Raw genomic sequence first — 24,260 nt, 5'->3', positions numbered from 1 at the left:
TTCGTAATTGAATATATTGGTAAACCCCTTTAGAGATGAATATCTAAAGGGGTGTTTTTATAGGGGATAGGTTGTCCTTGTTAGTTTGTCATAAATAATACGCCGAGTGTATTCGGACCACAATGGGATGAAATGGTGCATCCGGCTCGTGTCACGAAGATTTCTTTGAAATCAGCGACCTCTTCAATGATCTTTCTAACTATGTCGATATTCTCAGGAGCTGTTCCTGAGTGGGTGATAAAAATCCGATCAAGTTTTAAATCCGATCGCTCGTTTAGCTTATCCATTGTGTACCGTTTTAAAGTCTTAGGCAAAGAACCCCGATATTTTTTCCCTACATTCATATTTCCACTTGTATGATCAACCTCAATACAAGGTTTAATATTTAATAAATTTGCACTAAGTGCAGCAATGGCGGAACATCTCCCACCCTCATGAAGGTAAGTGAGATTATCGATAACAAAACTCGCATGAACTTTAGATTTTAATTGATTCACTTCTTCATAGATTTGAGTGGCCGGTATGCCCTTGGCAATACGCTCAGCCGCTTCGATCACAAGGAGTCCCATTCCTGTAGAAAGATTGCCTGAATCTATTGGATATACATTTCCAAGTTCTTCTGCAGCTATACAGGCATTTTGATACGAGGAAGAAAGGCCCGAACCAAGACTGATATGGATCACCTCATAACCCTGATCTGTCCACTTTTTAAAATAATCGATATATTCTTTAGGATTAGGAGCTGATGTTTTCGGCAAAATGCGTTGCTTTTGATAGGTATCGTAAATGTCATCTGGCGTAATATTGACTCCATCTTCATACTGTTTACCGCCTAAATTAATATGAAGAGGTTGGCAATAAACTTCATATCGTTCTTTCAGTCTATCATCCAAGTCACAAGTACTATCCGCACTTAATATAATTTTCTTCACTTTATTCACCCCCACTTATCATTACATATTTATAGTCTATTATAATGTTATTATAGTAATATAATAGTATATAACTTCATTTAAGCAAAAATTCCCCAAATCCTTTAAAAATCACTCCGCCTATGGTTCAATGCTTCTCCATAAATAAAGGGTGGCATAGCTTAAATAAGGTTCCCATTCTCGACTATACTCCAGCATTTCTGTTTGTGTCGGTTTCTGTTCCAGTGTAAATAATGATTTAATCGCTTTTTGAATCCCAATATCCGCCATCGGAAAAAGATTCGGTCTTCCGAGCCCTGAAAGTAAAAAAGATTGTGCTGTCCAAGGTCCCACTCCACGAATTTTGACCAGTTCTTTCTTAATCTCTTCATCCGATAACTTAGCTAATTCATCCAAATTCAATTCCTTGCTTGCTATTCTCTTTCCTAGGTCGATCAAGTATTCTGCCTTCCGTTGACTGAACTTTAAGGGCCTTAATTGTTCCGGTTTAAGCTCAGCAATTGTAGCAGGTGATGGATAAAACGGGACTCCATCGACTTGAAAACCAAATGTTTGCACAAATGTTGCGGTTAACGAGATCGCAAATTTCATATGTACTTGCTGATGGATAATCGATTTAACTAACGTTGTATAAGGAGTAAAATCTAATATAATCGGTGTTCCGTGATGCACGATAAATATATCTTTTAAAGACGTTTTTAAAAAATGGGCATGTATATCTTTTAATGAAATATTCCACTGAAATATCGAAAAAATCCTTTTTAAAACCTTTTCTTTTGTTTTTTCTTTGTGACCACTTATTAAAAATGCGGGCTGATCTGTTGTTCCAATCGCTTGTACAATCGCTACTTCGGGCTGATCTTCATAGATCGGCACCCGAATCAATCTTTCTTTCTGGTTCAATTGATTTAACGGATCCATTGCTAATCGGCTTAGAGCTAAATCAAAATTATAAGGACCAGCAATCTCTATTTTTTCTTTCCACATACATATAACCCCAATTAGAATGTTTTCTTTAGTATACCATTTAAGAGCATTTATGCTATACTTCATCGGGATTAAAAGAAATTTGTCCAAAAAGGGTACATTGAACGAAAAATGGCCATCCAATAACCGAAAATACCGAAAATAGACTATTGGACGGCCCTGTGATGAAGTGCCCCTACATCGTAAGAGCTGGATTTTTAATCTGCTCTTTCATGACAAAATCATCTAGACTTTTGAATGTGTATCCTTGTTTTTTTAAGTCCTGGATCACCTTTTCAAGGGCTTCTGCATTATCTTTTGAAACCGTATGAAGGAGCAAAACGGCTCCGGGATGCACTTGAGCTAAAATATGATCATAGGCATATTTCCAACCTTTCTGGTGATCCACTTCCCAATCTTTATAGGCAAGCGACCATAATACATGGGTATATCCTGCTTCTTGTGCAACCTTTAATGTTCTTTCACTTAAAATGCCTCGGGGCGGACGAAGATATTGCATTGTTTTTTGTCCCGTTATTCGTTCGGTTTCTTTTTGAACCTTGTTCAATTCATCTTTTATTTTCGGTACGCTCATTTTGGTTAAATCTGGATGACTCCATGAATGATTACCGACAATATGCCCTTCGTTCACCATTCTTTTTGTAATTTCTGGAGCACTTCTTAGATAATGCCCTGTTACAAAAAAGGTCGCAGGGACTTTTTCTTTCTTTAATACATCGAGAATACGTTCGGTGTAGCCATTTTCATACCCGTTATCGAATGTTAAATAAAGTATTTTGTCTTTAGCATTTCCTTTATAAAAGCCACCATATTTTTTCAGTAATGTTTCATATTCCTGTCCTGCATCCGCCTGCTGTCCATTCGAACCTTTTTTAAAACCCCAGTGAATGGGGTGATTGGATATCGCATGTGCTGAATTGACATAACCAAACAATAGCAAAAAGGCAAAACATATACTCATTGATTTTTTCATCTTTTTCTCCTTTACACCTTTTCCTTTAGCTTTTTCATTCCTGCTTTTTTCATGTATGAAAAATTTGGTTAAGGTGTTGCATGAAAGGTGAAATAAAGATGATCTTGAATCGGGAGCCAAGCCCCTATTTTTTGGGAGGTGACGTTTTTTACCACAATTTCCCGCTTCATCCCCCGGATAACTAAATAAACTTCACCATAGGTAACCTCGCCTTTTTCAACAATCGCCGGGACGTAGGCATCTAGATTTCCCACTTTTTTCGGATTGACATTATAAACTTGCTGATGCTTCGTCCCTGCCCCCACCATGGTTTCTAGGGCAAGGGGTAACTGCGTTTTTTGCCTCGCTTTTAATAAGATCATGTTCTGAACATCTTCCGCTTGTTCAAGTTTAGAGGTCAGCCCTCCTTTGATTCTTTTTTGAACCTGCTGAACATAATTCATTTGTTGGTTCGACGTTCCTGAGCTATTATCATACGTATTCGTATTAACCTTTTGGTATTGCCAATTTGGAATGGACTCCTCGGATTTATAATTTAATGGGAATGTCCCCATAAAAATGGTTGCCCGCATACCAAGGGCGAATGGGGATTTATTGATGGATGATTCATTTAGTATTTTGATCAAATACGGGTTTTCAATTGGTTCATCGGATGATTCTAGTAATTCCTTTGTAAATTCACTTGGTTTTAAATGAGGCAAATCTTCGTTTTGATTCGGATTTGTATTTTCGTTTTCAATATTAATGACAGAGGATGGCAGTTCAATGGATTTGTTTTTGGCCTGTTCCTTTGCCAATGTATAAAACGAAGGACCTGTAATCACGAAGGATACGATCAGTCCTAAAACGAAAGAATATCTCAGCATAAAGGCAAACCCCTTTCTATTCTTTGAAAAAGTTTGGTTGTTTGCCTTTATGTTTTTCCGAATGGCTTAGGTTTATCCATATTACAATAAATAAAAACCAATTCCCATAATTAAATAGGCGGCAAGCAATGTTGCCCCTTCAAACCAATTGCTTTCCCCATCATTGGAGATGACAATATTGAGGAGTACGGCCGTTACCATAGCAACGATTTCCGGAATGGTGAAAACAAGGGGCATTGATGTTGGGAAAAATAAGGAAAATAATACCAAAATTGGGGCAACGAACATAGAAATTTGTAAGGTCGAGCCAACCGCAATTTCCACAGCGACATCCATTTTATTCTTAATGGCCATTAAAACAGCGGATGCATGTTCTGCCGCATTCCCAACAATTGCAACAATGATAATGCCGATAAATAATTCGGTCCATCCCAATTGCTCCCCCACCGTTTCAAAGGTATGGACGAGTTTTTCCGAAATATAAGCGACAGCTAATGTCGCTAAAGCCAGAATAAGAATTGCTTTTCCTTTCTGCCATTCCGGTTCTTCTGCATGAATGTTTTCTTTAGACTCCTTTGTTTGGTAGACTCCGCGATGTGTGACAAGCTTGAATAACAAAGCTGCTATGTAGAGTAGAATTAAAATAATGGAAATACCGACGCTTAACGCCATCGTTTTTTCCTCTGTCAAATTTTGGCTAAACATTTCAGGTATAACGAAAGCTACAATCACAGCAAACATTAATAAACCGGAATTATGTCTCGCATCGAAGACATTAAATTTTTGTACTTTGAATTGTAAGCCGCCAATAAAAAAGGACAAGCCTCCAACAAGCAAGAGATTCCCTATAACAGAGCCAGTTAACGAAGCAAGGACCACCCCGATAAGACCAGCTTTTAAAGAAAAAATGGAGATGATTAATTCAACCGCATTCCCAAACGTTGCATTTAAAAGTCCCCCCAATCTTGGCCCGACGACAATTGTTAAGCTTTCTGTCGCCCTTCCCATAAAACTGGCTAATGCAATGATCGTTAAACAGTAAATGACAAACATCAGAATCGTCGAAAAATGAAGCATGGATCCTAAAACAGATAAAGGAATTCCAATAATCAACATAATAAAAAATATTTTATTCATGGATAGCCAAATCCTCTCGAAAAATGAATTCTCTCTTATTATGTCCAAGTTTTCGCTCCATATTTGGGGTACCTGGCACGCCCTGAATTTTGTCGAATCTCATTTACGTTCTCTTATAAGAGAGTTTAGTTCGCCGCCCACCATGATGATAATGGCTGAGATGTAGAACCATAGCATTAAAACGATAATCGCTCCAAGGCTTCCATATGTCGATGTGTAGTTAGCAAATTCGGATACGTAGTAGGAGAATCCAAAGGAGACGATAATCCAACCGAGACTGGCAAAAAGAGCACCTGGAGCGGCCGTGATAAATTTCACTTTAATACTAGGTGCTAGAAAATAAATAAATAAAAAGACAAAAAATAAAATGATCGGTGTTAATGTCCAACGAATGATTCCCCATATTTGTAAAAATTGCGAAGAAAACCCTAAATTAGAAAAGACGAGCATACCCAATTGTTTCCCAAAAACAGGGACCAATAAAGCAAGTAAAAAGACAAATATCATCGCAATCGTTAAGATGATCGCTAACCCTCTAGCAATAAGATAAGGACGTTTTTCTTCCACATTATAGGCGCGATTTAAAGAGCGCATTAACCCATTCATCCCATTAGATGCGGACCAAATCGTCCCAATAATCCCAAACGATAAGAGACCACCGCTTCGGCCTTCCATAATTTCATCCAATGTATGCTGAATCATATTAAACGTCTCTTCAGGAGCAAAATCTTTAATCATATTAAAAAGATCATCTTGGGATAGCGGGGTGTATGGCAGCAGGGTCGCAATAAAAATGAGCAGCGGGAATAATGATAAAAGGAAGAAATAAGCGAGTTGCGCCGCCATACCGGTCACATCATTATCCATAGTTTTTGTAATCAATCGTTTGGCAAACATTATCATTCGCTTAAATTTTTTTCGCCTCTTGATTTTTCTCTGACGCATTTCTTCCCCCCTCCATTCCTATCATTGTTGTTATTTTACCTTTTTAAAAGTAATTGAAACATATCTTTTTCAAATTGGCTGTGTTTTAGGGTATTTGACAATTTTTAAAAGTCATGAAAGGATATTTAATATGAAAATAAAGAAAGGATGAAAGATTGTGGATCTGTCCCAAAACACACAAGAAACGATTGGATATATGGTCGATAAAATTGTTACAAAAATTAAAATGGTCAATACCAGTGCTGTACAATTTAAAAATATGGGTGCAGAAGAATTTGAAGAACTAAAAGATATTTACGAAATGGTCCAAAGAAAAGACCATTTTAGCCCTAGTGAAATGCAAGCATTGGCTGAGGAATTAGGGAGATTAAGAAAAAAGTAATGTTTAAATATTTGAAAAGGGACAGAAGTTAGCACCCCTGGCCCTTTCCTATTCTCTAGACCGAATCGATAACCTCGATTACAGCAATCGGCTACATTTTCCCTGCCCTATATCACAAATCCAAAAGGATTCACTTATAAGGAAGATACTTTTTCCATACATAACTTTTTAAAAACATCAAGCATATTTTGTATATCTCTCTCGCCAATATCATTCATACATGATATTTGCAACCAATTTCTTTCTCGTAAATACGAGCTTTCATAGTGAAGCAAGTAGCCATTTAAGAAAAGATTATCACCAATCGCAGTCGCATTCATTCCTTCCGGTAGCTCAATCGTGAGAATAAGTGGGGCGGAATGCTCTAATGGCGACAATACTCTGCCACCCGCTACTTCGATCCCAGTCCTAATCAACTCATATCGCTGCTTCATTTGATCGTATACTTTGTCAGGCCGCTCATATTTCTTTAGTGCCTGAGCGAGGGCTTCAACAAGATTGGAAGATTGAGAATAAGGAACACCATTAGCAGCTACATAGGATCCTAAATCAATATAGCGAGGGATACTTTGACTTGGTTGTACCTTTTCCTGATGAAACACAAAGGACAATCCAGTGTAGCTTCCTATCGTTTTCCCGCTCACACTTGAAGCAAAGGCAACTTCCTCCAAATCAAGCGGAACCGCCCCTAGTGAACTAACACAATCTAAACATAGCTTTACCCCATTCATCCTACAAATCTCTTTGAGATGATCAATATTATTAAGCACCCCGGTCGATGTTTCACAATGAACAGCCCACATCCACTCATATCTTTTCTTTTGTACTAATTGTGAAATTTCCTCTAACTCAAATGGCTTTCCCCATCCCGTTTCATGTTGATCAAATGATAAGCCCCACCGTTTCGCATGATTGATGAGCCTTCCACCAAATTCTCCATTCACCAAAATTAATCCTTCTCCTGGAAGTAACGACAGTTGTGCTGCGATAACATCATTGGCTAAAGTCCCTGTGCCATGCAAAATTTGCACATAATGGGCATTTGTTAAAGACTTTAGTTGATTTTGTACGTGCGCGAGCAGATGATCAAACTCCTTGGCTCGATGGGAATAAGGGCTTTTTGAAAAAGCTAATCTGACTTCATCTGTAATAGTGGCTGGTCCAGGAATAAAGTTCATCGGTTCTTTCAAAAGCTTCCCTGACGCTGATTGTTCAAAAATGGCTTTCGTTAAATACATTGGTTGAAAAGCAGCTTTTTCATCACCTGTAAGATAGGCAAAAGGCTGAAACCCTAAATGTTGATATAATTTTTGTTGACGTGTCGTTCCAGAAATAATTGCCGCATCATAACCCATTTTTAAACAAAAACGAATAAGCGCCTGAGCCAATCCTACAAACACTCGACCGTTTCGATGGGCTTTATCGACAGCAAGAAGTCTGATTTCACATAGACTTTGGACTTGAACCGGCAGATGCTGCTCCACTTCCCCTATTTTTTGGTCTAATGAAAATGGACGTTTATTCCGAACGCAAATCATTCCGATTACCTGGTCCTTTTTCAAACCAATAATATATGTATTTTCATCATGAAATCGATCGCGCAACATATGGGCGGGATTGGCTCCGTGTTGCGGAATTTCCTCCACAAATGTTTGATAATTTAATTTTTCTATCTGCTCAAATTCCGATGGATGACTTGCTATTTTAAATAATAAGCTCATCAGCTATTTTTCCCTTCTCCCCAAATTTTCTCTTTCAGAGGATGTTCAAAAAGTCCGGTAAAAAGACATAAGCGAATTTCTTCGTTGGCTTGTTTCTCCGCTGCTCATGTATTAGGATAAGGAACTTCTGCTAAAACCGCCCACGTCCTGTGGGCAACGCAGAAGTCAGTACATCCTGTACAAGTCCGCTGCTCGAAACTGCGCCGCCTCGAACTTCTTGGTCCTTTTTATCCTCCTTTTTGAACACGCAATTTCATATTTTGCCGATGGGCAAATAAGACTAAACCCGAAATGCAAAAGCTAAGAATAATTTCTATAGTAGAATATGAATAGAATACCATGATCATAGGAAGAGAAACAACCGCAATCATACCAGCCATTGTAAGGCTTCTCATTAGTACATATAAACATAAAAATACACCAACGAATAGGGCAAATAGAAGTGGGTGGAAAGCGAGAACACCCCCAATAAAGGTAGCCATTCCCTTTCCACCTTTAAAACGAAACAGAACCGGAAAGATATGACCTAGAATCGCCAAAAATAAAGCGAGCAACTGTTTGCTAGGAGGGAGTCCCATATATTGACTACAGATCATCACTATAGCTCCTTTACCTGCATCCCCAAAAAAGGTAAGCAAAAAGGCTGTCTTCCCAAAAATCCTGCCCGCATTTCTTGCTCCTACATTCCCACTTCCTTCTAAATAAAGGTCTTTATGGTAAAATCCTTTGGCTAATAATTGTCCTGTTAGTAAGTTCCCTATGAAGTATGCAAACAAAAAAAATATTATTTCGATCATAAAATTATCCGTTCTTTTTCTCCATCATACCATGAAGGCCCTCCTCCTTTCTATATAAATTTACATTTTTCTAGCTGGGCAAAACCTTTGGCACATGAAAAAAAAGGCAAGCTTGTTCCCGCCAATGAAAAACATCTTCGGAAGGTACGAGGAGATATCGGAATGGTTTTTCAACACCTTGGAACACCAAAAAAAATCTTAAGGCATTCCAAAAACGAACGACTTGTCAGTTTCGTAAGTCGGTTAACTGATCTGGTGAAAACCCTCCTGGAATAAACAAAGCACCAAAATCTTCAGGCTGCACCTCATCGATCCCTTTTTCACTCTTGACCTCTGCCTCGTTATTTTTACCCTTTACCGTTTTCCCTGCTTCTCTTTCAACCGTGATCACTTCATGTCCAGCCTCTTGATAAGCAGCGGCTGGCTTTGTATACTACGAATCCTCAAACATATCCGCTATTAATGTCACTATTTTCTTTCCCATTTTTAACAGCTCCTTAAGAAAGATTGTCTTCCTATGTATCATTCCCGAATGAAGTAGATTAAAACTTATCCATTTTCACCTGTTTGTCATGATTTTCGTCATCCTTATCTGCTAAAATAGACATAATGAAAGACCTTCTAGAAAGAGTGGGCCTATGAAAAAAGTGATTTTGATTTATACAAGCTCAACAGGCAGTACCGAAGCGATTGCAGAAACGATTAGGGAAGAATTGGAACAGAACGCCGTTCATGTTACAGTCAAAGACTCTTTTGTTGCGACGCCTGATGAATTACAAGAGTATGATGGCATATTGATTGGTACCTATACATGGGACGGTGGCGTCGTTCCCGATGAATTTATGGATTTTTACGAGGAGCTGGATTATGAGGAGTTGACAGGTAAAATCGCGGCTGTTTTTGGTTCTGGGGATTCTTATTATACAAAGACCTTCGGAGCAGCTCTAAAACTCTTTGCAGAAAAACTTGCAGAAATTGGGGCGGAGCTTGTTCTCCCCAACTTTCTTGTCGACCTATATCCTGAGGAGAACGATTTAATTGCGGCAAAACAATATGGAAAAAAATTCAGTGAATTCCTTTTAAAAAAATAGAACCAAGGCCTACACTACAAGGCAGGTCTTGGACATTCACTTCTCTTCCGACTTCACTCTCGGTAAAATTAACACTTCAACCCTTCTATTCTGTGCTCTTCCAGCAGCTGTACTATTATCCCCAACTGGTTGGTATTCGCCAAAGCCCTTTGCACTGAACCATCTTGGATCTAAGTTTTTGTCTTCCAAAAGGATTTTCATAAAATTGATGGCACGCATCACACTTAACTCCCAATTGGATGAAAAATGAGCGTTTTGGATTGGGACATTATCTGTATGGCCGCTAATAATGATATTACGTGGAGGGTCCATCTCTAAGAATTTCGCTAATTCCCTTGCAGTAATCTCATCTTCTTCCCTCACTTCTGCCTTACCTGATTCAAACAGAACATTATCCCGAATCGTCAGCAATAAGCCCTCACCCGTTAAAGATGTAGCAAATCTATTATTAAACTTATTTTCTTTAATATAAGAATTAATTTTCGCTTGAATTTCTTCTAGCTCCTTTTGTTCTTCTAAATCGAGAATAGGCTCTTCCTCTTGATTCTCATTCTCTTGTTCTGACGTTTCTCCTGCGTTCGGATTGTCCTTACTATGATCGTCATTTTCGACTGGATTTTGATAATCGATCTGCCCTGTTCCCCCTAGAAAAATCCCATTAAACACTTGAGACATCTGTTGAAATTTCTCCGCATCCATCATGCTTGTTGAAAAAAGAACAATGAAAAGCGCCAATAGCAATGTCATTAAATCGGAATAAGGTAAAAGCCATGACTCATTGACACCATGCTTTTCTCCTCTTTTTTTCCGTCTACGTTTAGACATTTTGGGCTTCACCGCTTTCCTCAAATATTTCTTGCCGTTCAGAAGCGGGGAGATAAGAGGACAATTTTTGTTCAATAATACGTGGGGCTTCTCCTTCAAGGATAGATAAAATGCCCTCAACCATCATTTCCTTTAAGCGAACTTCTTCTTGAGATTTTCTTTTTAATTTATTCGCAAAGGGATGCCAAAGCACATATCCCGTAAAAATCCCTAGCATCGTCGCAATAAACGCAGCAGAAATGGCTTTTCCTAATTCTTCCGTATTATCCATATTTCCAAGTGCTGCGATTAATCCAATTACCGCACCAAGCACCCCTAAAGTTGGTGCATATGTACCAGCCTGTGAAAAGATATCTGCTCCTGCTTCATGTCTTTCTTCCATCGCATTAATCTCTTCATTCAACACATCTCTTATGTAGTCCGCACTTTGACCATCTACAGCTAAATTCAACCCACTTCTCATAAATGGATCATCTATCTCTTCAATCCTTGTCTCTAATGCCAAAAGTCCCTCTTTTCTTGCCAACTGCGCAAGCTCTGAAAATTTCATAATCATTTCTTTTGGTTGATATGTTGTGTTTTGTTTAAAAATAATCCCAAATAACTTCGGCACTCGCTTAATTTCTGAAGTGGGAAAAGCAATAATCACACTAGCCGCTGTTCCAACAACGATGATTAGAATGGCTGCTGGATTCAATAATGCAGCGAAGCCGACTCCCTTTAGTACCATTCCAACACCAACAGCCACAATTCCCAATATTAATCCGAAAAATGTTGTCTTATCCATCTATTTCACCCTAAACTATTAAAATGTCTTATTGTATATATCGACAACTTTCTACATTATTGAATTCTTTTTTTCATTTAATGACTTTCGGAACTCTAGAAAAACTTTTTCTCTATCTGGTCTTGATATTTCCTAAAAACAGTCGAATTCGTTTTTATTCCCTTTTTCGCTAAAAGGCTATTATATTCAAGTAATTTACTGTTTAGTCTCTTTTTTAATCCTTCTTTATCCAGCTTATCTTCAGAATGACGAATCAAATCTTCAATCGACATGATTTCCTTTTTCACATCCATTTCATTAGGGGACAGGCCAGCGTTTTTCATTACACGATACGCCATTTTTAGGTCATCCGGAATCCCTTTGGGTGAATCGGGTGGCAATGGTTTTCCTGCTCCTGGTAAGTCATCGAATTGCCCCTCTTCATAAGCTTTACGAATTCTATCCTCTGTTAAATGATCCAATCGATCCAATTTCTTCGCCTCCTGTTTTTTTGCTTTTAGTATACCCATTCCAACATTCAAAAGGGTGGCTTGTTTATGACGATTTTATAAAGTCGATCATTTGCGATTTCCATATTATAATCAATCTTTATCCATGAATAAACACCCTACTTTGTCGTAAGGTGTTTTGCATTTTAGACTGTGGCTTTTTCTTTTGTGATTTGCATAGCAGGCCCGAAGAATTCATAGCGAATATTTTCATTGGAAATACCAAGATTCGCAAGCATGTTTACCACATTTTTCAAAAATGGAATCGGACCACAAACATAACAAACGGTATTTTTCGTTACATTACCTTTTAAAAATTCCTCTGTAAGATAACCGGTAAAATGATGGGCCCCATTTGGATTGACTGGTTTTTCATATCCATAGTAATAAGATCCATGATTCAATTGATCAACTAGATTTGCTGTATCCTTTGCGAATGCATGAACTTCTTCATTTCTAGCGGAATGAATAAAGGTCACTTCTCGGTCTGTATTGGATTGCACTAACGTGTCAAGCATGCTCATCATTGGTGTAAGGCCAACTCCACCGCTAATCAGGGCGATTGGAGACTCTTCTTCTACTAAATGAAAGTCACCTGCTGGGGCACTTACCTCGATTTGATGTCCAACAGAAACATGATCATGGAGGTAATTCGATACTTTTCCATTCGGTTCAAAATCTTTTTCTTTCTTCACCGAAATCCTGAAATATTCGTTTCCAGGTGCAGTGGAAAGACTATACTGGCGATTGAGCGTATATTCCTCTCCAGGAATTTGTACACGTACCGTAATATATTGTCCTGGTTTATAAGTGGGGACAGGCTTACCGTCAGCAGGTTGGAGATAGAATGACGTAATGACTTCACTTTCTTGAACTTTATTCGTCACTCTAAAAAACTTAAAGTCCTTCCAGCCACCAGCTTGTTCCTCTGCTTTTTCATATAGTTCTGCTTCAATATCAATAAAAACTTGGGCAATGACACCATAGGCCTCACCCCATGCCTCGATCACTTCATCTGTTGCCGCATCACCGAGTACTTCCTTAATCGCTAATAATAGATGTTTTCCTACAATCGGATAATGTTCAGGCTTCACCCCTAACCCCCTATGTTTAAAAGCGACCTGTTTGACAGCAGGAAGTATCGTTTCAAGCTGATCAATATTTTTGGCCGCAGCATAAACCATATTGGCAAGTGCTGTTTGCTGACGACCTTGGGATTGATTTGCATGATTAAAAATATTTAAAAGCTCTGGATGATGCGTAAACATGTTTTTATAAAATACCGATGTAATGCTTACTCCTTGGGTTCCTAATATCGGAGCTGTTGATTTTACAATATCAATCGTTTTTTGTGAAAGTGTCACTATAATAACCCCTTTTTAAAGATGTATTTTAAATACATCTTTAATGTATATCCGCCCTGATTTTAAAGCAATATTTTAAATACATGTTTAAAAAAGCTGTCACAAAAATGCCTTTAAATGTTCAACGTTGAACAAAATAGGTAGAAGTATAATGAGTACGGATCCATGATCAACAAAAACACTCTCACCTTTGCTTAGAACTTTCTTTTACCGAGTGACGAATAACGGTATAATCAAATTAGGTGATGATCATGAGACTGACGAATTATACAGATTACGCTTTGCGCGTTTTAATTTATTTGGCTGCTAAGGAGCAGGATCAGCTTTCCACGATTTCCGAAATCGCGGAGACTTATGATATATCAAAGAACCATTTAATGAAGGTCATTCATGAATTAGGGAAATTGGGAATGATCACGACACTGCGTGGCCGCGGAGGTGGGATCAAACTAGCCCTTCCTGCTGAAAAAATTAATATTGGGGCACTCGTCCGCAAAACAGAGGATGATTTTAAACTGGTGCCTTGTTTTGAAGAAGATAATCATTCCTGTGCCATCTCCCCCATTTGCGGGTTGAAACATGCATTAAATAGAGCTTTAATCGCCTACCTACAAGTCTTGGATGAATATACTTTAGCAGATATTGTTGTACAACCGGAGCGCTACCGAGCTTTACTCGGAATGAATGAATCTCCTTCGTGAGATAAGGTGTTGGGACAGAATTGTGATTTCGGTCACAACTAACCCTTTCGTTGGGACCGGACTGTACCTTTTTCGCGATTTCGGGTACAGCCAGCACCTCCGTTGTGACCCGATTGTTTTTTTTTCGCAATTCCGGGCACGGCCAACCCCTCCGCTGTGACCCGATTGTTCTTTTTTCGCAATTCCGGGCACGACCAACCCCTTCGCTGTGACCAGATTGTACTTTTTTCGCAATTCTGGGCACGACCAACCCCTTCGCTGTGACCAGATTGTACTTTTTTCGCAATTCTGGGCACGGCCAGCACCTCCGTTGTGACCCAATTGTACTTTTTTCGCAATTCTGGGCACGGCCGCCCCCTTCGCTGTGACCCGATTGTAGCTTTTCTACGATTCCGGGCACGGACAACTCTTTTCGCCGTTTAATCCAGTTTCACCCCCATGCTTTTAAGTTGGAAGAAGATTTTTTCTGGATTATTTGGATATCTTTTCTATCATTGCTAAAATATAATTGCAATGAGCTATATATTTTATATAAAGGAGAATAGATATGTCCAAATTCCAAGAGAATCTAGAAAAATATGCAGCATTGGCCGTTCAAGTTGGTGTCAATGTTCAGCGAGGGCAAACTCTTGTAGTGAATGCTGCCATTGATACGGCGGAATTCATCCGCCTCGTCGTCAAAAAAGCATATGAAGCTGGTGCGAAAAACGTTGTCGTCAATTGGAATGATGATACTGTTTCTAGACTGAAGTATGATTTAGCTCCGGATGAAGCTTTTCACGAATATCCGATGTGGCGCGCAAAAGAAGTGGAAGAGCTTGCTGAGGCGGGTGCTGCTTTTATGTCTGTTGTCTCTTCTAGTCCAGATCTTTTAAAAGGTGTCGATTCTTCCCGGATTGCGAACTTTCAAAAGGTTGCGGGAAAAGCGATGGAAAAATATCGCCAATACATTCAATCCGACAAAGTAAGTTGGACCGTTATCGCTGTTCCTTCTCAAGCCTGGGCTGCTAAGGTATTTCCTGATGCCGCACCAGATGAACAAATTTCCCTTTTGTGGAATGCAATTTTCAAGGCAACAAGGGTGAATACAGATGATCCCATAGCGGTTTGGAAAAAACATGATGAAACCCTTCATGAAAAAGTAGAATACTTAAATAAAAAACATTATAAAAAGCTTCATTACAAAGCTCCTGGGACCGACTTGACGATTGAATTACCAGAAAAACATCTTTGGGCTGGAGCTGGCAGCATCAATCAAAAAGGTGATGAATTCATGGCGAACATGCCAACGGAAGAAGTATTTACCGTTCCACAAAAAGACGGAGTTAATGGCTATATCTCCAGTACAAAACCGTTAAGCTTTGCGGGAAATATTATTGACGAATTTACGATTACTTTTGAAAAAGGACGGATTGTTGATACAAAAGCAAAAGAAGGAGCAGATATTTTAAAACAATTAGTGGAAACAGATGAAGGCTCCCATTATCTTGGTGAAGTAGCACTTGTTCCACATAGTTCCCCTATTTCTCAAGCGAATATACTATTCTACAACACCTTATTTGACGAGAATGCCTCTAACCACCTCGCGATCGGAAGTGCTTATGCTTTTTGTATTGAAGGTGGTAAAGAAATGTCTCAAGAAGAATTAGCCGAAAATGGGTTGAATTCAAGTATTACGCATGTGGATTTTATGGTTGGATCGGCTGACATGGACATTGATGGTATTACAGAAGATGGAAAAGTAGAACCTGTTTTCCGCCAAGGAGAATGGGCATTTTAAAAAGATCACTTCGAGATAAACGGAACACTGGCTCCAACTTCGGAGCCGCTTTTTATGTCATACAATGGGGGTAAAAAAATGGAGCAACCGAAGAAAAAAACAATGAAAGAAACACTGACCATTAAAACAAGCCATGTTTTCCCACCAGATGCAAATCATCTTGGGACTTTATTTGGTGGCAAATTAATGGCCAGTATTGATGACGTCGCCTCCATTGCGGCGATTAAATTAGCGAGAAACCCTGTAGTTACCGCTTCTACAGATTCTGTAGACTTTATCAAGCCAATTAAGATTGGCGATTCCGTAACTTTGGAAGCAATTGTGACATGGACGGGTTTTAGTTCAATGGAGGTTTTTGTCAAGGTGGTAGCCGAACACTTGCTTACAGGTGAAAAATCGGTGGCTGCCCTTTCCTTTTTAACCTTCGTTTCCTTGGGGGCCGATGGAAAACCGACTGCTATTCCTGAAGTTTATCCCGAAACAGAGGAAGAAAAATGGCTTCATCAAACAGCGAAAAGAAGAGCTGCCCATCGAAAATCACGGAAACAAGAAAGTAAAGATTTAGTCCAATTTTTCTCCAATCATTTTAATTAAATATTCATTTTTCAAGAAGAGGAAGCTTAAATTACTTACGGAGCTTTCTCTTTCTCTATTTGTAACATTTTTACAGACTCTTTAAGTTTTCTTAACAGACTTACGATAAAACCTCCATTTGGGCTTGAATTTCTTGGAATATCAAAGTCTTTGTTTGTAATATAAAGGTTTTTACCAATTTCTCCCACCTGTTATTTAGTCTATTATTCTTTATACTATATGTATGTAAAATATAATATTCGACTTACATGCAAATTTATTAGAGGGTGGAAAAATATGTTTGGAAATACAGAAATTGGGATTGATCTTGGGACAGCCAATATCCTCGTTTACACAAAAGATAAAGGGATTATTTTAAATGAGCCTTCTGTTGTTGCTGTTAATACGCAAACGAAGCAAGTTCTGGCTGTTGGAACAGAAGCAAAAAGTATGATTGGAAAGACACCAGGAAATATAGTTGCTGTCCGACCATTGCGTGATGGCGTAATCGCCGATTTTGATATCACCAGTCAATTATTAAAAGCAATGATTAAAAAGGCGGCTAAATCACTTGGTTTTTCTTTAAGAAAACCAGATGTGGTTGTCTGCACACCGTCTGGTGCAACATCTGTTGAAAGACGCGCCATCCATGATGCGGTTAAAACTTGTGGCGCAAAAAATGTTCATTTGATTGAAGAACCCGTTGCTGCGGCCATTGGGGCAGATCTTCCAGTGGAAGAGCCGATTGCGAATGTGATTGTCGATATTGGGGGCGGAACGACAGAGGTAGCGATCATCTCTTATGGAGGAGTTGTCACCTGTCATACGATCCGAGTCGGCGGAGATTTGTTTGATGAGAGTATTATTCAACATATACGGAAAAAATATAATTTATTGGTTGGAGAGTTCACGGCAGAAACGATTAAAGTGGAAATCGGTTATGCCTTAGTTGATCACGAAGAGAAATTAATGGATGTACGTGGAAGAGATTTAGTGACAGGATTACCAAAAACTGTATCTCTTAGTTCCTATGAAATTCAAGCAGCTTTAAAAGAATCATTATTAAATATTTTAGAAGCGATCAGAGCAACATTAGAAGAGTCTCCTGCAGAATTAAGTGGCGATATTGTCGAGCGTGGAATTATTCTCACTGGAGGGGGGGCGTTATTAAATGGAATGCAAGAATGGCTTGGAAAAGAAATCATTGTACCTGTCCATCTTGCTCCTAATCCATTAGAATCAGTGGCGATTGGCACTGGACGAGCACTAAAATTTATTCATAAACTAACACCTGCTCGCTAATCACTTCGTTTTGCAAAAGCGCAAACCTTAGTTAACCAAATGATATCGTTTCTTATCGTAAGAAAAGCGCAAGCGCCTTGGTCAGCCCCGACAAGCAAATGTTCTGAGACAAGAAAAGTCCGGTTTTGACTTTTATTGTCTCAGGTTATTTGACCTCGAGGGGCTAGGCGCTGGAGCTAGATCCAAACATTAGCCAATTTTTATGCTTTCTTACCTTTCAAAAAAAATCTTGGGGGCAGCCCCCAAGATTTTTTTACACATGATCTTTCTGATCTGTTTCTTTTTGATTATTTTCACGCATTTCATTCGTGAGTTCATCGATACTGCCACGAATATTATTTTTACCAGATAGATTATTTAATAGCTCCTTGACATCAATTCCTGCCGATGCTTTTAAAGATTCCTGCATGGTAGACATCAGATTGGTCGCATAGCCGGTGACTTTATTGGCGCCACCTTCTCCGCCGGAACCAGTGTCGACCACCGTAATTTTATCAATATTACTAAGTGGGGCCGATACTTCTTTCGCATATGCAGGAAGCATTTTCAAGACCATATCGAGTATAGCTGCCTGACCATATTGATCGAACGCTTCTGCCACTTTGCGTTTTGCTTCCGCTTCGGCAATCCCTTTCAGGCGAATAACTTCTGCTTCCGATTCCCCTTGTGCTCTTTGAGCATCGGCTTTCGCTTGGCCATCTAAGCGCACGCGTTCGGCATCGGCTTTGGCTGTGGCTTCTACGCGATACTGGTGCGCATCGGCTTCTGCCATTTGTTTCATTTTTTCAGCGTTGGCAGCCTGCTCAACGGCATAACGGTCGGCATCTGCTTTCTTCTTAACCTCTGAATCGTATTGACGCTCACGACGTAAGATTTCTTTCTCTTCCAATTCAATTTGCTTTTGCCGTTCAATAATTTTAATTTGCATTTCTTGCTCGGTTACTTCTTGTTTGGAGCGGGCTGTTTCAAGATCATAGGCTTGGTCGGCATTAGCTCGTGCTTTATCTTGATCACGACGATATTCTGCCATTTTCATCTGATTCACTTTTTCAGCTTCGGCTATTTCAGTCGCACGCTCCAACTCTGCACGTTTCGCATCTTTTGCCGCCTCAGCGCGTTTAATACGTGTTTCTTTATCTGCTTCCGCTGTAGCGATATCAGCATCCCGTTTGACTTGAGCGATTCGCGGCTTCCCTAGTGAGTCGAGATAACCATTTTTATCCCGAACTTCTTTAATCGTGAAGGAAACAATCACAAGCCCCATTTTCGCAAGATCCTGAGAAGCAACACGTTGTACTTCTTGGGAGAACTTGTCACGATTCTTATAAATTTCTTCCACTGTCATCGAACCGAGGATAGAACGTAAATGTCCTTCCAACACTTCTTTTGCTTCATTTTCACGATCTTCTTTTGATTTTCCCAGAAATTGCTCGGCTGCAGTAGCAATTTCACCAATCGAACCACCGATTTTAATAATCGCTGTTCCATCTGCCATAACGGGTACACCTTGTTCTGTGTAAACTTCAGGTGTTGTCACTTCTAGTTTACTAGATAACAAGCTTAATGGTTCCGCTTGTTGAAATACGGGCAATACAAACGTACCACCGCCACGAATAATCTTAATTTTATTTCCTGCTTCATCCGTATGCACATTTTTTCCACCTAAATAACTTCCAGTCACGATTAAAGCTTCATCTGGACCTGCAGTTCGATACTTTGAAACAAAAACCCCAATTAAAGCGATTAGAATAAAAATAACAATCGCAATGACAATCCAAATCCCCATATCTGCTGGCATAAAAAGGCCTCCTCTTTTTTTATTTAAAACTTGGTTGATAAGGTACTACATACAATACACCCTCTTTTACCTCAATCACTAAAACCTCAGTTCCTTCTAAAATGGATGTATTTTCATAACTAGCCGCGGGCTTCGAAATCATCCCACTATAACTTTCAATCACCACTTCTCCAAAGCCTTGCGTTGGTATTGAAACAATTGCCTTTCCTACTCGCCCTTCCAGTGACTTTTCGGTATAGCTTAGAGATTGTTCTGCAGATTTCAATGGAATTAACACAAACACATTTAAGAGTACATCCAATAGAATAGATATAAAAGCGGCAATGATGATAATCAGAAAGGAATTCAGTGCTGTTACTTTTTCTAAAATAAAGCCCCCTGCTGAAAAGAAGGTAATAAAAGCTAAAATTAAGACAGGGTTTAAAAATGGACTGACTTCATCGGCCCCTTCTAAGACATCCCCAAAAAATAAGTATAAAAGTGTAAGAGTACCGGAAATGACAAGTAAAACTAAATAAATTGTTTCAATGGGATAACCGAATAATGACATAATCATCACTCACTTTACATTGTTTTAAAAACCTTTCTATCACCGCCTCTTTATGGTGTACTTTTTTCTACGATTGAACAGGCGAAATGGTTTCATTTTTTTCCATTTAGACTGAAAATATTCTTCAACGGCAGCTGGGAGGACAGCCCAACTGCCAAGACTAAAAAGCTTCACAGCCAAAATATTAGACAATATCGACAAGCCAACAAAGGCTCCATATAATCCCCCTATCGGTTATCCACTTTTTCAGGATACATATCATGATTCATCAAGCGATGTTCTGCCATTTGTTCAAATTTTGTCCCTGTTTTTCCATAGTTACAGTATGGATCAATCGATAGACCACCTCGTGGCGTGAATTTCCCCCACACTTCAATATATCTTGGATCCAAAAGTTTGATTAAATCATTCATAATGATATTGACACAATCTTCATGAAAATCACCATGATTCCGAAAACTAAATAAATAGAGTTTTAGTGATTTACTTTCGACAATTTTTTTATCCGGTATATAGCTAATATAGATGGTGGCAAAATCAGGTTGGCCTGTCTGTGGGCAAAGTGATGTAAATTCCGGACAATTGAATTTAACAAAATAGTCTCGCCCCGAATGTAAATTATCGATCGATTCTAATACATCTGGTGAATATTTATATAAATATTTTGTGTTTTGATTTCCCAGTAAAGATAAATCCTTTAATGTTTCTTCATTTCTTCCTGCCATGAAAAAAATCCCCCTTAATGAGCTGGTAAAGAGGAGGTTCATAAGAAAAACGCAATGGATGAACGGCTAAGGGCGCGACAACAGTCGCAACGCCGTTCTGACCACATCCTGGGGGCCACAAAAAACCATATCGCGATTGATATGGCTTGAATTGAATTCATCCATAGTTTTTTATAAAGGGTTAATCGCTACGAACCTCTCCCAACCGGGCCTATTTAATTTCCATATCCATCTTACGCTTACACACCATTTTGGTCAATCCATAGATTTTACGTAAGAACTTCAAAAATCATTTCTGCTTTTATTTTAAAGAAAAATTCTATAAAATAATAATAGAAAGGGGGAAGAAAATGACATTACTATCAGAAATACTTGAATACAACCAATATTTTACAGAAGAGAAACTTTATGAGGACTTTTCGACGTCAAAGTTTCCTGATAAAAAAATGGTCATTCTTACGTGTATGGACACACGTCTGATTGAATTGCTTCATAAAGCCATGAACATAAAGAATGGCGATGCGAAAGTGGTAAAAAATGCGGGAGCCATTTTAACCCATCCATTTGGAAGTATTATGAGAAGTCTTCTTATTGCTGTATATGAATTAAAGGCAGATGAAGTGTGTGTCATTGGTCATCATGATTGTGGCATGAGCGCCCTAGACTCTAGGCAAATGATCAGCGATATGAAAGAACGAGGAATTCCTCAGGAAACATTGGATATTGTCACGAATTCAGGTATTGACTTAAACAAATGGCTTGAGGGCTTTGACAGTGTGGAAGAAAGTGTAGCACATAGTGTCAACATGATTCGCAATCATCCCCTTTTAGTAAAAGATGTACCGGTTCACGGGCTTGTGATTGATCCAGAAACCGGGAAATTAGATTTAGTCGTAGATGGGTACAAAAACACGAAATAACAGAGAGAAGGACAAGACAAATACGAAGTGTAGATGTCTTGCCTTGTCTTTTTAAGAACATTCGTTACGATTCTTTTCTTTATCCTTTTTTCCTCTTTTTCCTTTTTTTGTTTCCTCAGGTAACTCATAATATTTAACCGCATTGATATCTCCAAATTCCATGCCATATTCTTCATTATGATTTCGAGTTTCCTTTTTACTCATCACCCTCTACCTTTCTTCCCATATTTGGAATTTCGGTTTGCACCCTTCATTGGGTCTTCTCCGGCTGCAAATTCAGCCGTATAATCCGACTCCTCTATGTTTTTTATTGGTGTTTTAGCGTATTTTTCTGCGGCATTTCTGGCTGCTTTTCTCTTCACCATGTTGTCATCCTCCTAAAAAAAGTGTCAGCTCTAGTTTTTCCTATAAACCCTCCATTACCATTAGCATTATTTTCCTTATAGAGGATGTCCAAAAAGGAACGTGTATTTTGCGGATGAAAATGAACTCTTTGTGAATACTATTATGTAAATAAACAGCTATGTTCCGGTTTAGGTTCAACGATTGTAAGATGGCAATTAAATTATAAGGAGTAATGTAATGAGTTGGTACAATAAGTTAAATGAATACTTTCCCGCTGAGGAAATGAAATCAAAAAAGCATATGGATAAACTATTAAGCGAAAAAGGAGATATTTATCATAAGGATGAAGGTCCACACCATGTGATGATGTATGCAGAGTTCGATCAATTTGTTTTTATTGATTATATATGGGTATCGTCGAAAGCAAGAGGCCAGGGAATTGGACATACATTACTGGAAAAAATGAAAAAGAAAAAGAAGCCTATTTTGTTAGAGGTCGAACCAATTGATTATGATGATTCCGATACGGAAAAAAGATTACGCTTTTATCATCGCGAAGGTTTTATTCATGCTCAGTCCATTGGTTATAAAGCCCGTTCATTTGCTACAGATGAGCCACTGACTTTAGAGATTTTATATTGGTCGCCGAATAAAAACGAGACAGAGGCAGATATTTTTAAACAAGTTCAAACGATTTATGAAACCATCCATTCCTATAAAGCAAAAGAAATATATGGGAAGCCTGAACAAAAAGTGGATGAAGTCGTTACATTTGATGAACAACGGAGTGATGATGTAATGGGGGAAATTAAGGCTAGGGATTAATACACAAATATAAACATCCTTCAATCCCCATTCCTAAACAACAAAAAAACCATCCTTTTATAGATGGCTTTTGAAAAAAATACTTGACGAATATATTTAGTAACTTGTTATTTTCCCTTAAAATAAATTGCCGCGGTTTGTATTCCCATTATTTCATAAAACCTAAACGACGTAAGCCCTACCTCTCATACATCCTTACGGCTCCGAAGCCGATCCAGTGTGAATAAGTTCAACTATAAAGTAAGAACGCCATATCTTTATTTTATCCAATATGTTTCAAGTCGATTCGATAAGCATTAAATTGTATTATATCATTTGGGGGCTTAGTTAGCAACCATATAACCGAAATTCGTCAAAAAATATATTACAACTTTACAACTTTTGTGCCTCAAACAAAAATAGCAAGGGACAAAAACGCTGCAACCCTTGCTATCACTTACTTTTCTGCTACGGCCCCGACAGGAATCGAACCTGTGACGCACGGTTTAGGAAACCGACGCTCTATCCTCTGAGCTACGGAGCCACAATTCCGACATTTTTTAGCGCCTTATCTATTATAATACAAAATTCCTTTGAATAAAAGACCTAAATACTATATACTTAAATCAAAGAACTTTCATTGATTTCAATTAAGACATTTAAGGTGAATCGCGACCTTGGTCTTCTATTTATAATTTGAAAAAGGGGGATTTCAAATGCAATTAGGAATTTTAATAGGTCTCATTTTTGTACTTGGTACTACTGCTGCCTTCTTAGCTTATTTCATCGGTAAAACTCTTAATTTTAACGACGCATCGAAAATTGATGAAGTTCCTGAAAAACATCCACAGTCCCACTAAAAACTCATCACCTCGGAAGCTTTTTCCAAGCTCCGAGGTGATTTTTATTTCTTAAGAATTTATAAAATTCTAGCTTATGGATAAGTTCTAATAGGGAGTATTGTCGTCCAGCGCCTAGTGACTAGCAAACTTTCTGTTTCTTCCTACGATTCTTCCTACGATAAGTCAACACAGCTCGCCTTTCAGGCTCACTGTGTTTCCTTTATCCCATCAGTACCCTAATAAGTTGTACGTCATTGAACAGGCGCTTGCGCTTTTTGTTCTTTTATATAGAGTTTTAGAATATTTTCTAGTGGTAATATCATACTAATAAGTATGATCAGAAATATGAGGAGGAATAAAGATGCGTATTGGTATTGCAATCGGGATAATTATGGTTATTTTATTAGTTGCCCTTTTTCTCGTCTATTTCTTACGTGTCCCACTTAACTCGGAAGATGCTCATAAGATTGATCCTCCTCCAAAGGACGATCAATAATCCGACAGCCAAAGCCTTCTTTAAAGACAACACAATAGCATGTTCTTTAGTAGACCAAACCACTTCGTTGTTTGGTTTTTTTAATGAAATTTCAAGGGGCATCCACAGCCCCCTCATTGTTAGCTGAAT

Annotated in this window: 27 protein-coding genes, 1 tRNA gene and 2 pseudogenes; 11 read left to right on the top strand and 19 right to left on the bottom strand. The window is 38.6% G+C overall.

The genetic code is table 11. The annotated features are described in order from the left end of the window. Window positions 1-80: 80 nt before the first annotated feature. From MUB24_RS07940 to MUB24_RS07915, 6 genes are all read right to left on the bottom strand, one after another. Window positions 81-932 (bottom strand): DegV family protein, encoded by an 852-nt coding sequence (locus tag MUB24_RS07940; protein ID WP_244702913.1) that lies wholly within the window; start codon window positions 930-932, stop codon window positions 81-83. 120 nt (window positions 933-1,052) lie between these two features. After that, window positions 1,053-1,919, bottom strand: a complete 867-nt coding sequence (locus MUB24_RS07935) for a DNA-3-methyladenine glycosylase family protein (protein ID WP_244702912.1) — start codon at window positions 1,917-1,919, stop codon at window positions 1,053-1,055. Between the two features lie 175 nt (window positions 1,920-2,094). Beyond that, complete coding sequence (gene pdaA / locus MUB24_RS07930) at window positions 2,095-2,892, bottom strand: delta-lactam-biosynthetic de-N-acetylase (protein ID WP_244702911.1); 798 nt, start codon at window positions 2,890-2,892, stop codon at window positions 2,095-2,097. Between the two features lie 68 nt (window positions 2,893-2,960). After that, window positions 2,961-3,758 carry a YfkD family protein gene (locus tag MUB24_RS07925; protein WP_244702909.1) on the bottom strand — a complete coding sequence of 266 codons (798 nt, stop codon included), beginning with the start codon at window positions 3,756-3,758 and terminating at the stop codon, window positions 2,961-2,963. Window positions 3,759-3,839: 81 nt separating this feature from the next. Further along, window positions 3,840-4,895, bottom strand: a complete 1,056-nt coding sequence (cax, locus tag MUB24_RS07920) for a calcium/proton exchanger (RefSeq protein ID WP_244702906.1) — start codon at window positions 4,893-4,895, stop codon at window positions 3,840-3,842. Window positions 4,896-4,994: 99 nt separating this feature from the next. Continuing rightward, window positions 4,995-5,840, bottom strand: a complete 846-nt coding sequence (locus MUB24_RS07915) for a YihY/virulence factor BrkB family protein (RefSeq protein ID WP_244702903.1) — start codon at window positions 5,838-5,840, stop codon at window positions 4,995-4,997. A 157-nt stretch (window positions 5,841-5,997) separates the two neighbouring features. On the opposite strand from MUB24_RS07915, the gene MUB24_RS07910 reads away from it, so the two are divergent. Continuing rightward, complete coding sequence (locus MUB24_RS07910) at window positions 5,998-6,222, top strand: DUF1128 domain-containing protein (protein WP_244702901.1); 225 nt, start codon at window positions 5,998-6,000, stop codon at window positions 6,220-6,222. Between the two features lie 134 nt (window positions 6,223-6,356). On the opposite strand, the gene MUB24_RS07905 is transcribed toward MUB24_RS07910, so the two are convergent. Both MUB24_RS07905 and MUB24_RS07900 read right to left on the bottom strand, forming a co-directional pair. Then, window positions 6,357-7,943, bottom strand: coding sequence for an aminotransferase class V-fold PLP-dependent enzyme (locus MUB24_RS07905; RefSeq protein WP_244702897.1), 1,587 nt, complete (start codon window positions 7,941-7,943; stop codon window positions 6,357-6,359). A gap of 227 nt (window positions 7,944-8,170) precedes the next feature. Further along, entirely contained in the window at window positions 8,171-8,740 is a 570-nt protein-coding gene (locus MUB24_RS07900; RefSeq protein WP_244702895.1) for a glycerol-3-phosphate acyltransferase, read from the bottom strand. Window positions 8,741-8,804: 64 nt separating this feature from the next. Between MUB24_RS07900 and MUB24_RS07895 the strand changes: the two are divergent. Further along, a pseudogene (locus tag MUB24_RS07895) lies at window positions 8,805-8,917 on the top strand (ectoine/hydroxyectoine ABC transporter ATP-binding protein EhuA); the annotation flags it as partial. Between the two features lie 67 nt (window positions 8,918-8,984). Here the strand turns inward: MUB24_RS07895 and MUB24_RS07890 are convergent. After that, window positions 8,985-9,224, bottom strand: a pseudogene (locus tag MUB24_RS07890) (DJ-1/PfpI family protein); the annotation flags it as partial. Between the two features lie 154 nt (window positions 9,225-9,378). On the opposite strand from MUB24_RS07890, the gene MUB24_RS07885 reads away from it, so the two are divergent. Next, the gene (locus MUB24_RS07885) at window positions 9,379-9,831 is read left to right on the top strand and encodes a flavodoxin domain-containing protein (protein WP_244702892.1); all 453 of its coding nucleotides are present in this window, start codon (window positions 9,379-9,381) and stop codon (window positions 9,829-9,831) included. Window positions 9,832-9,867: 36 nt separating this feature from the next. Here the strand turns inward: MUB24_RS07885 and motB are convergent, their stop codons facing one another. The 4 genes from motB to hmpA all read right to left on the bottom strand — a co-directional run bounded on the left by motB (window position 9,868) and on the right by hmpA (window position 13,295). Further along, the gene (motB, locus tag MUB24_RS07880) at window positions 9,868-10,656 is read right to left on the bottom strand and encodes a flagellar motor protein MotB (protein WP_244702889.1); all 789 of its coding nucleotides are present in this window, start codon (window positions 10,654-10,656) and stop codon (window positions 9,868-9,870) included. After that, window positions 10,649-11,443 (bottom strand): flagellar motor stator protein MotA, encoded by a 795-nt coding sequence (motA, locus tag MUB24_RS07875; RefSeq protein WP_244702886.1) that lies wholly within the window; start codon window positions 11,441-11,443, stop codon window positions 10,649-10,651. The genes motB and motA overlap by 8 nt, the downstream gene beginning before the upstream one ends. Window positions 11,444-11,538: 95 nt before the next feature. After that, the gene (locus MUB24_RS07870; protein ID WP_396426709.1) at window positions 11,539-11,952 is read right to left on the bottom strand and encodes a DnaJ family domain-containing protein; all 414 of its coding nucleotides are present in this window, start codon (window positions 11,950-11,952) and stop codon (window positions 11,539-11,541) included. A gap of 125 nt (window positions 11,953-12,077) precedes the next feature. Beyond that, a complete protein-coding gene (gene hmpA, locus MUB24_RS07865) occupies window positions 12,078-13,295 on the bottom strand; it encodes an NO-inducible flavohemoprotein (RefSeq protein ID WP_244702881.1) in 1,218 nt (405 codons plus the stop codon). Between the two features lie 251 nt (window positions 13,296-13,546). On the opposite strand from hmpA, the gene MUB24_RS07860 reads away from it, so the two are divergent. The 4 genes from MUB24_RS07860 (at window position 13,547) to mreBH (ending at window position 17,651) form a co-directional block, all read left to right on the top strand. Continuing rightward, window positions 13,547-13,996, top strand: a complete 450-nt coding sequence (locus tag MUB24_RS07860) for an Rrf2 family transcriptional regulator (RefSeq protein ID WP_244702878.1) — start codon at window positions 13,547-13,549, stop codon at window positions 13,994-13,996. A 547-nt stretch (window positions 13,997-14,543) separates the two neighbouring features. Beyond that, on the top strand, window positions 14,544-15,776 hold the full coding sequence (locus MUB24_RS07855; protein ID WP_244702876.1) for an aminopeptidase: 1,233 nt from the start codon (window positions 14,544-14,546) through the stop codon (window positions 15,774-15,776). Window positions 15,777-15,854: 78 nt separating this feature from the next. Continuing rightward, window positions 15,855-16,370 (top strand): acyl-CoA thioesterase, encoded by a 516-nt coding sequence (locus MUB24_RS07850; protein ID WP_244702875.1) that lies wholly within the window; start codon window positions 15,855-15,857, stop codon window positions 16,368-16,370. Window positions 16,371-16,646: 276 nt separating this feature from the next. After that, window positions 16,647-17,651, top strand: coding sequence for a rod-share determining protein MreBH (mreBH, locus tag MUB24_RS07845; protein ID WP_244702873.1), 1,005 nt, complete (start codon window positions 16,647-16,649; stop codon window positions 17,649-17,651). 253 nt (window positions 17,652-17,904) lie between these two features. Here the strand turns inward: mreBH and MUB24_RS07840 are convergent, their stop codons facing one another. The 3 genes from MUB24_RS07840 to queF all read right to left on the bottom strand — a co-directional run bounded on the left by MUB24_RS07840 (window position 17,905) and on the right by queF (window position 20,724). Further along, window positions 17,905-19,449 (bottom strand): flotillin lipid rafts scaffold protein FloT, encoded by a 1,545-nt coding sequence (locus tag MUB24_RS07840; protein ID WP_280516916.1) that lies wholly within the window; start codon window positions 19,447-19,449, stop codon window positions 17,905-17,907. Window positions 19,450-19,468: 19 nt separating this feature from the next. Then, complete coding sequence (locus tag MUB24_RS07835; protein ID WP_244702872.1) at window positions 19,469-19,999, bottom strand: NfeD family membrane protein; 531 nt, start codon at window positions 19,997-19,999, stop codon at window positions 19,469-19,471. A gap of 227 nt (window positions 20,000-20,226) precedes the next feature. Further along, window positions 20,227-20,724: a preQ(1) synthase gene (queF, locus tag MUB24_RS07825; protein WP_244702870.1), complete on the bottom strand. Its 498-nt coding sequence runs from the start codon at window positions 20,722-20,724 to the stop codon at window positions 20,227-20,229. A 350-nt stretch (window positions 20,725-21,074) separates the two neighbouring features. Between queF and MUB24_RS07820 the strand changes: the two genes are divergently transcribed. Further along, the gene (locus MUB24_RS07820; protein WP_244702869.1) at window positions 21,075-21,644 is read left to right on the top strand and encodes a beta-class carbonic anhydrase; all 570 of its coding nucleotides are present in this window, start codon (window positions 21,075-21,077) and stop codon (window positions 21,642-21,644) included. A gap of 51 nt (window positions 21,645-21,695) precedes the next feature. Here MUB24_RS07820 and MUB24_RS07815 read toward each other — a convergent pair whose 3' ends face one another. Both MUB24_RS07815 and MUB24_RS07810 read right to left on the bottom strand, forming a co-directional pair. Beyond that, the gene (locus MUB24_RS07815; protein ID WP_244702868.1) at window positions 21,696-21,848 is read right to left on the bottom strand and encodes a hypothetical protein; all 153 of its coding nucleotides are present in this window, start codon (window positions 21,846-21,848) and stop codon (window positions 21,696-21,698) included. Then, on the bottom strand, window positions 21,848-22,009 hold the full coding sequence (locus MUB24_RS07810) for a hypothetical protein (protein WP_244702865.1): 162 nt from the start codon (window positions 22,007-22,009) through the stop codon (window positions 21,848-21,850). The genes MUB24_RS07815 and MUB24_RS07810 overlap by 1 nt, the downstream gene beginning before the upstream one ends. 217 nt (window positions 22,010-22,226) lie before the next feature. On the opposite strand from MUB24_RS07810, the gene MUB24_RS07805 reads away from it, so the two are divergent. Beyond that, on the top strand, window positions 22,227-22,814 hold the full coding sequence (locus MUB24_RS07805) for a GNAT family N-acetyltransferase (RefSeq protein WP_244702862.1): 588 nt from the start codon (window positions 22,227-22,229) through the stop codon (window positions 22,812-22,814). A 450-nt stretch (window positions 22,815-23,264) separates the two neighbouring features. Here the strand turns inward: MUB24_RS07805 and MUB24_RS07800 are convergent. Further along, window positions 23,265-23,337: transfer RNA gene (locus MUB24_RS07800), tRNA-Arg, on the bottom strand. Window positions 23,338-23,509: 172 nt separating this feature from the next. Between MUB24_RS07800 and MUB24_RS07795 the strand changes: the two genes are divergently transcribed. Both MUB24_RS07795 and MUB24_RS23225 read left to right on the top strand, forming a co-directional pair. Continuing rightward, on the top strand, window positions 23,510-23,653 hold the full coding sequence (locus tag MUB24_RS07795) for a hypothetical protein (RefSeq protein ID WP_244702859.1): 144 nt from the start codon (window positions 23,510-23,512) through the stop codon (window positions 23,651-23,653). A gap of 343 nt (window positions 23,654-23,996) precedes the next feature. Beyond that, a complete protein-coding gene (locus MUB24_RS23225; protein ID WP_280516915.1) occupies window positions 23,997-24,131 on the top strand; it encodes a hypothetical protein in 135 nt (44 codons plus the stop codon). The last annotated feature ends 129 nt before the right edge of the window (window positions 24,132-24,260 follow it).

The sequence above is a fragment of the Lederbergia sp. NSJ-179 genome, from assembly GCF_022867885.1.
GTDB lineage: Bacteria > Bacillota > Bacilli > Bacillales > Bacillaceae_C > Lederbergia.
This window is presented reverse-complemented; position numbering and strand designations above follow the sequence as displayed.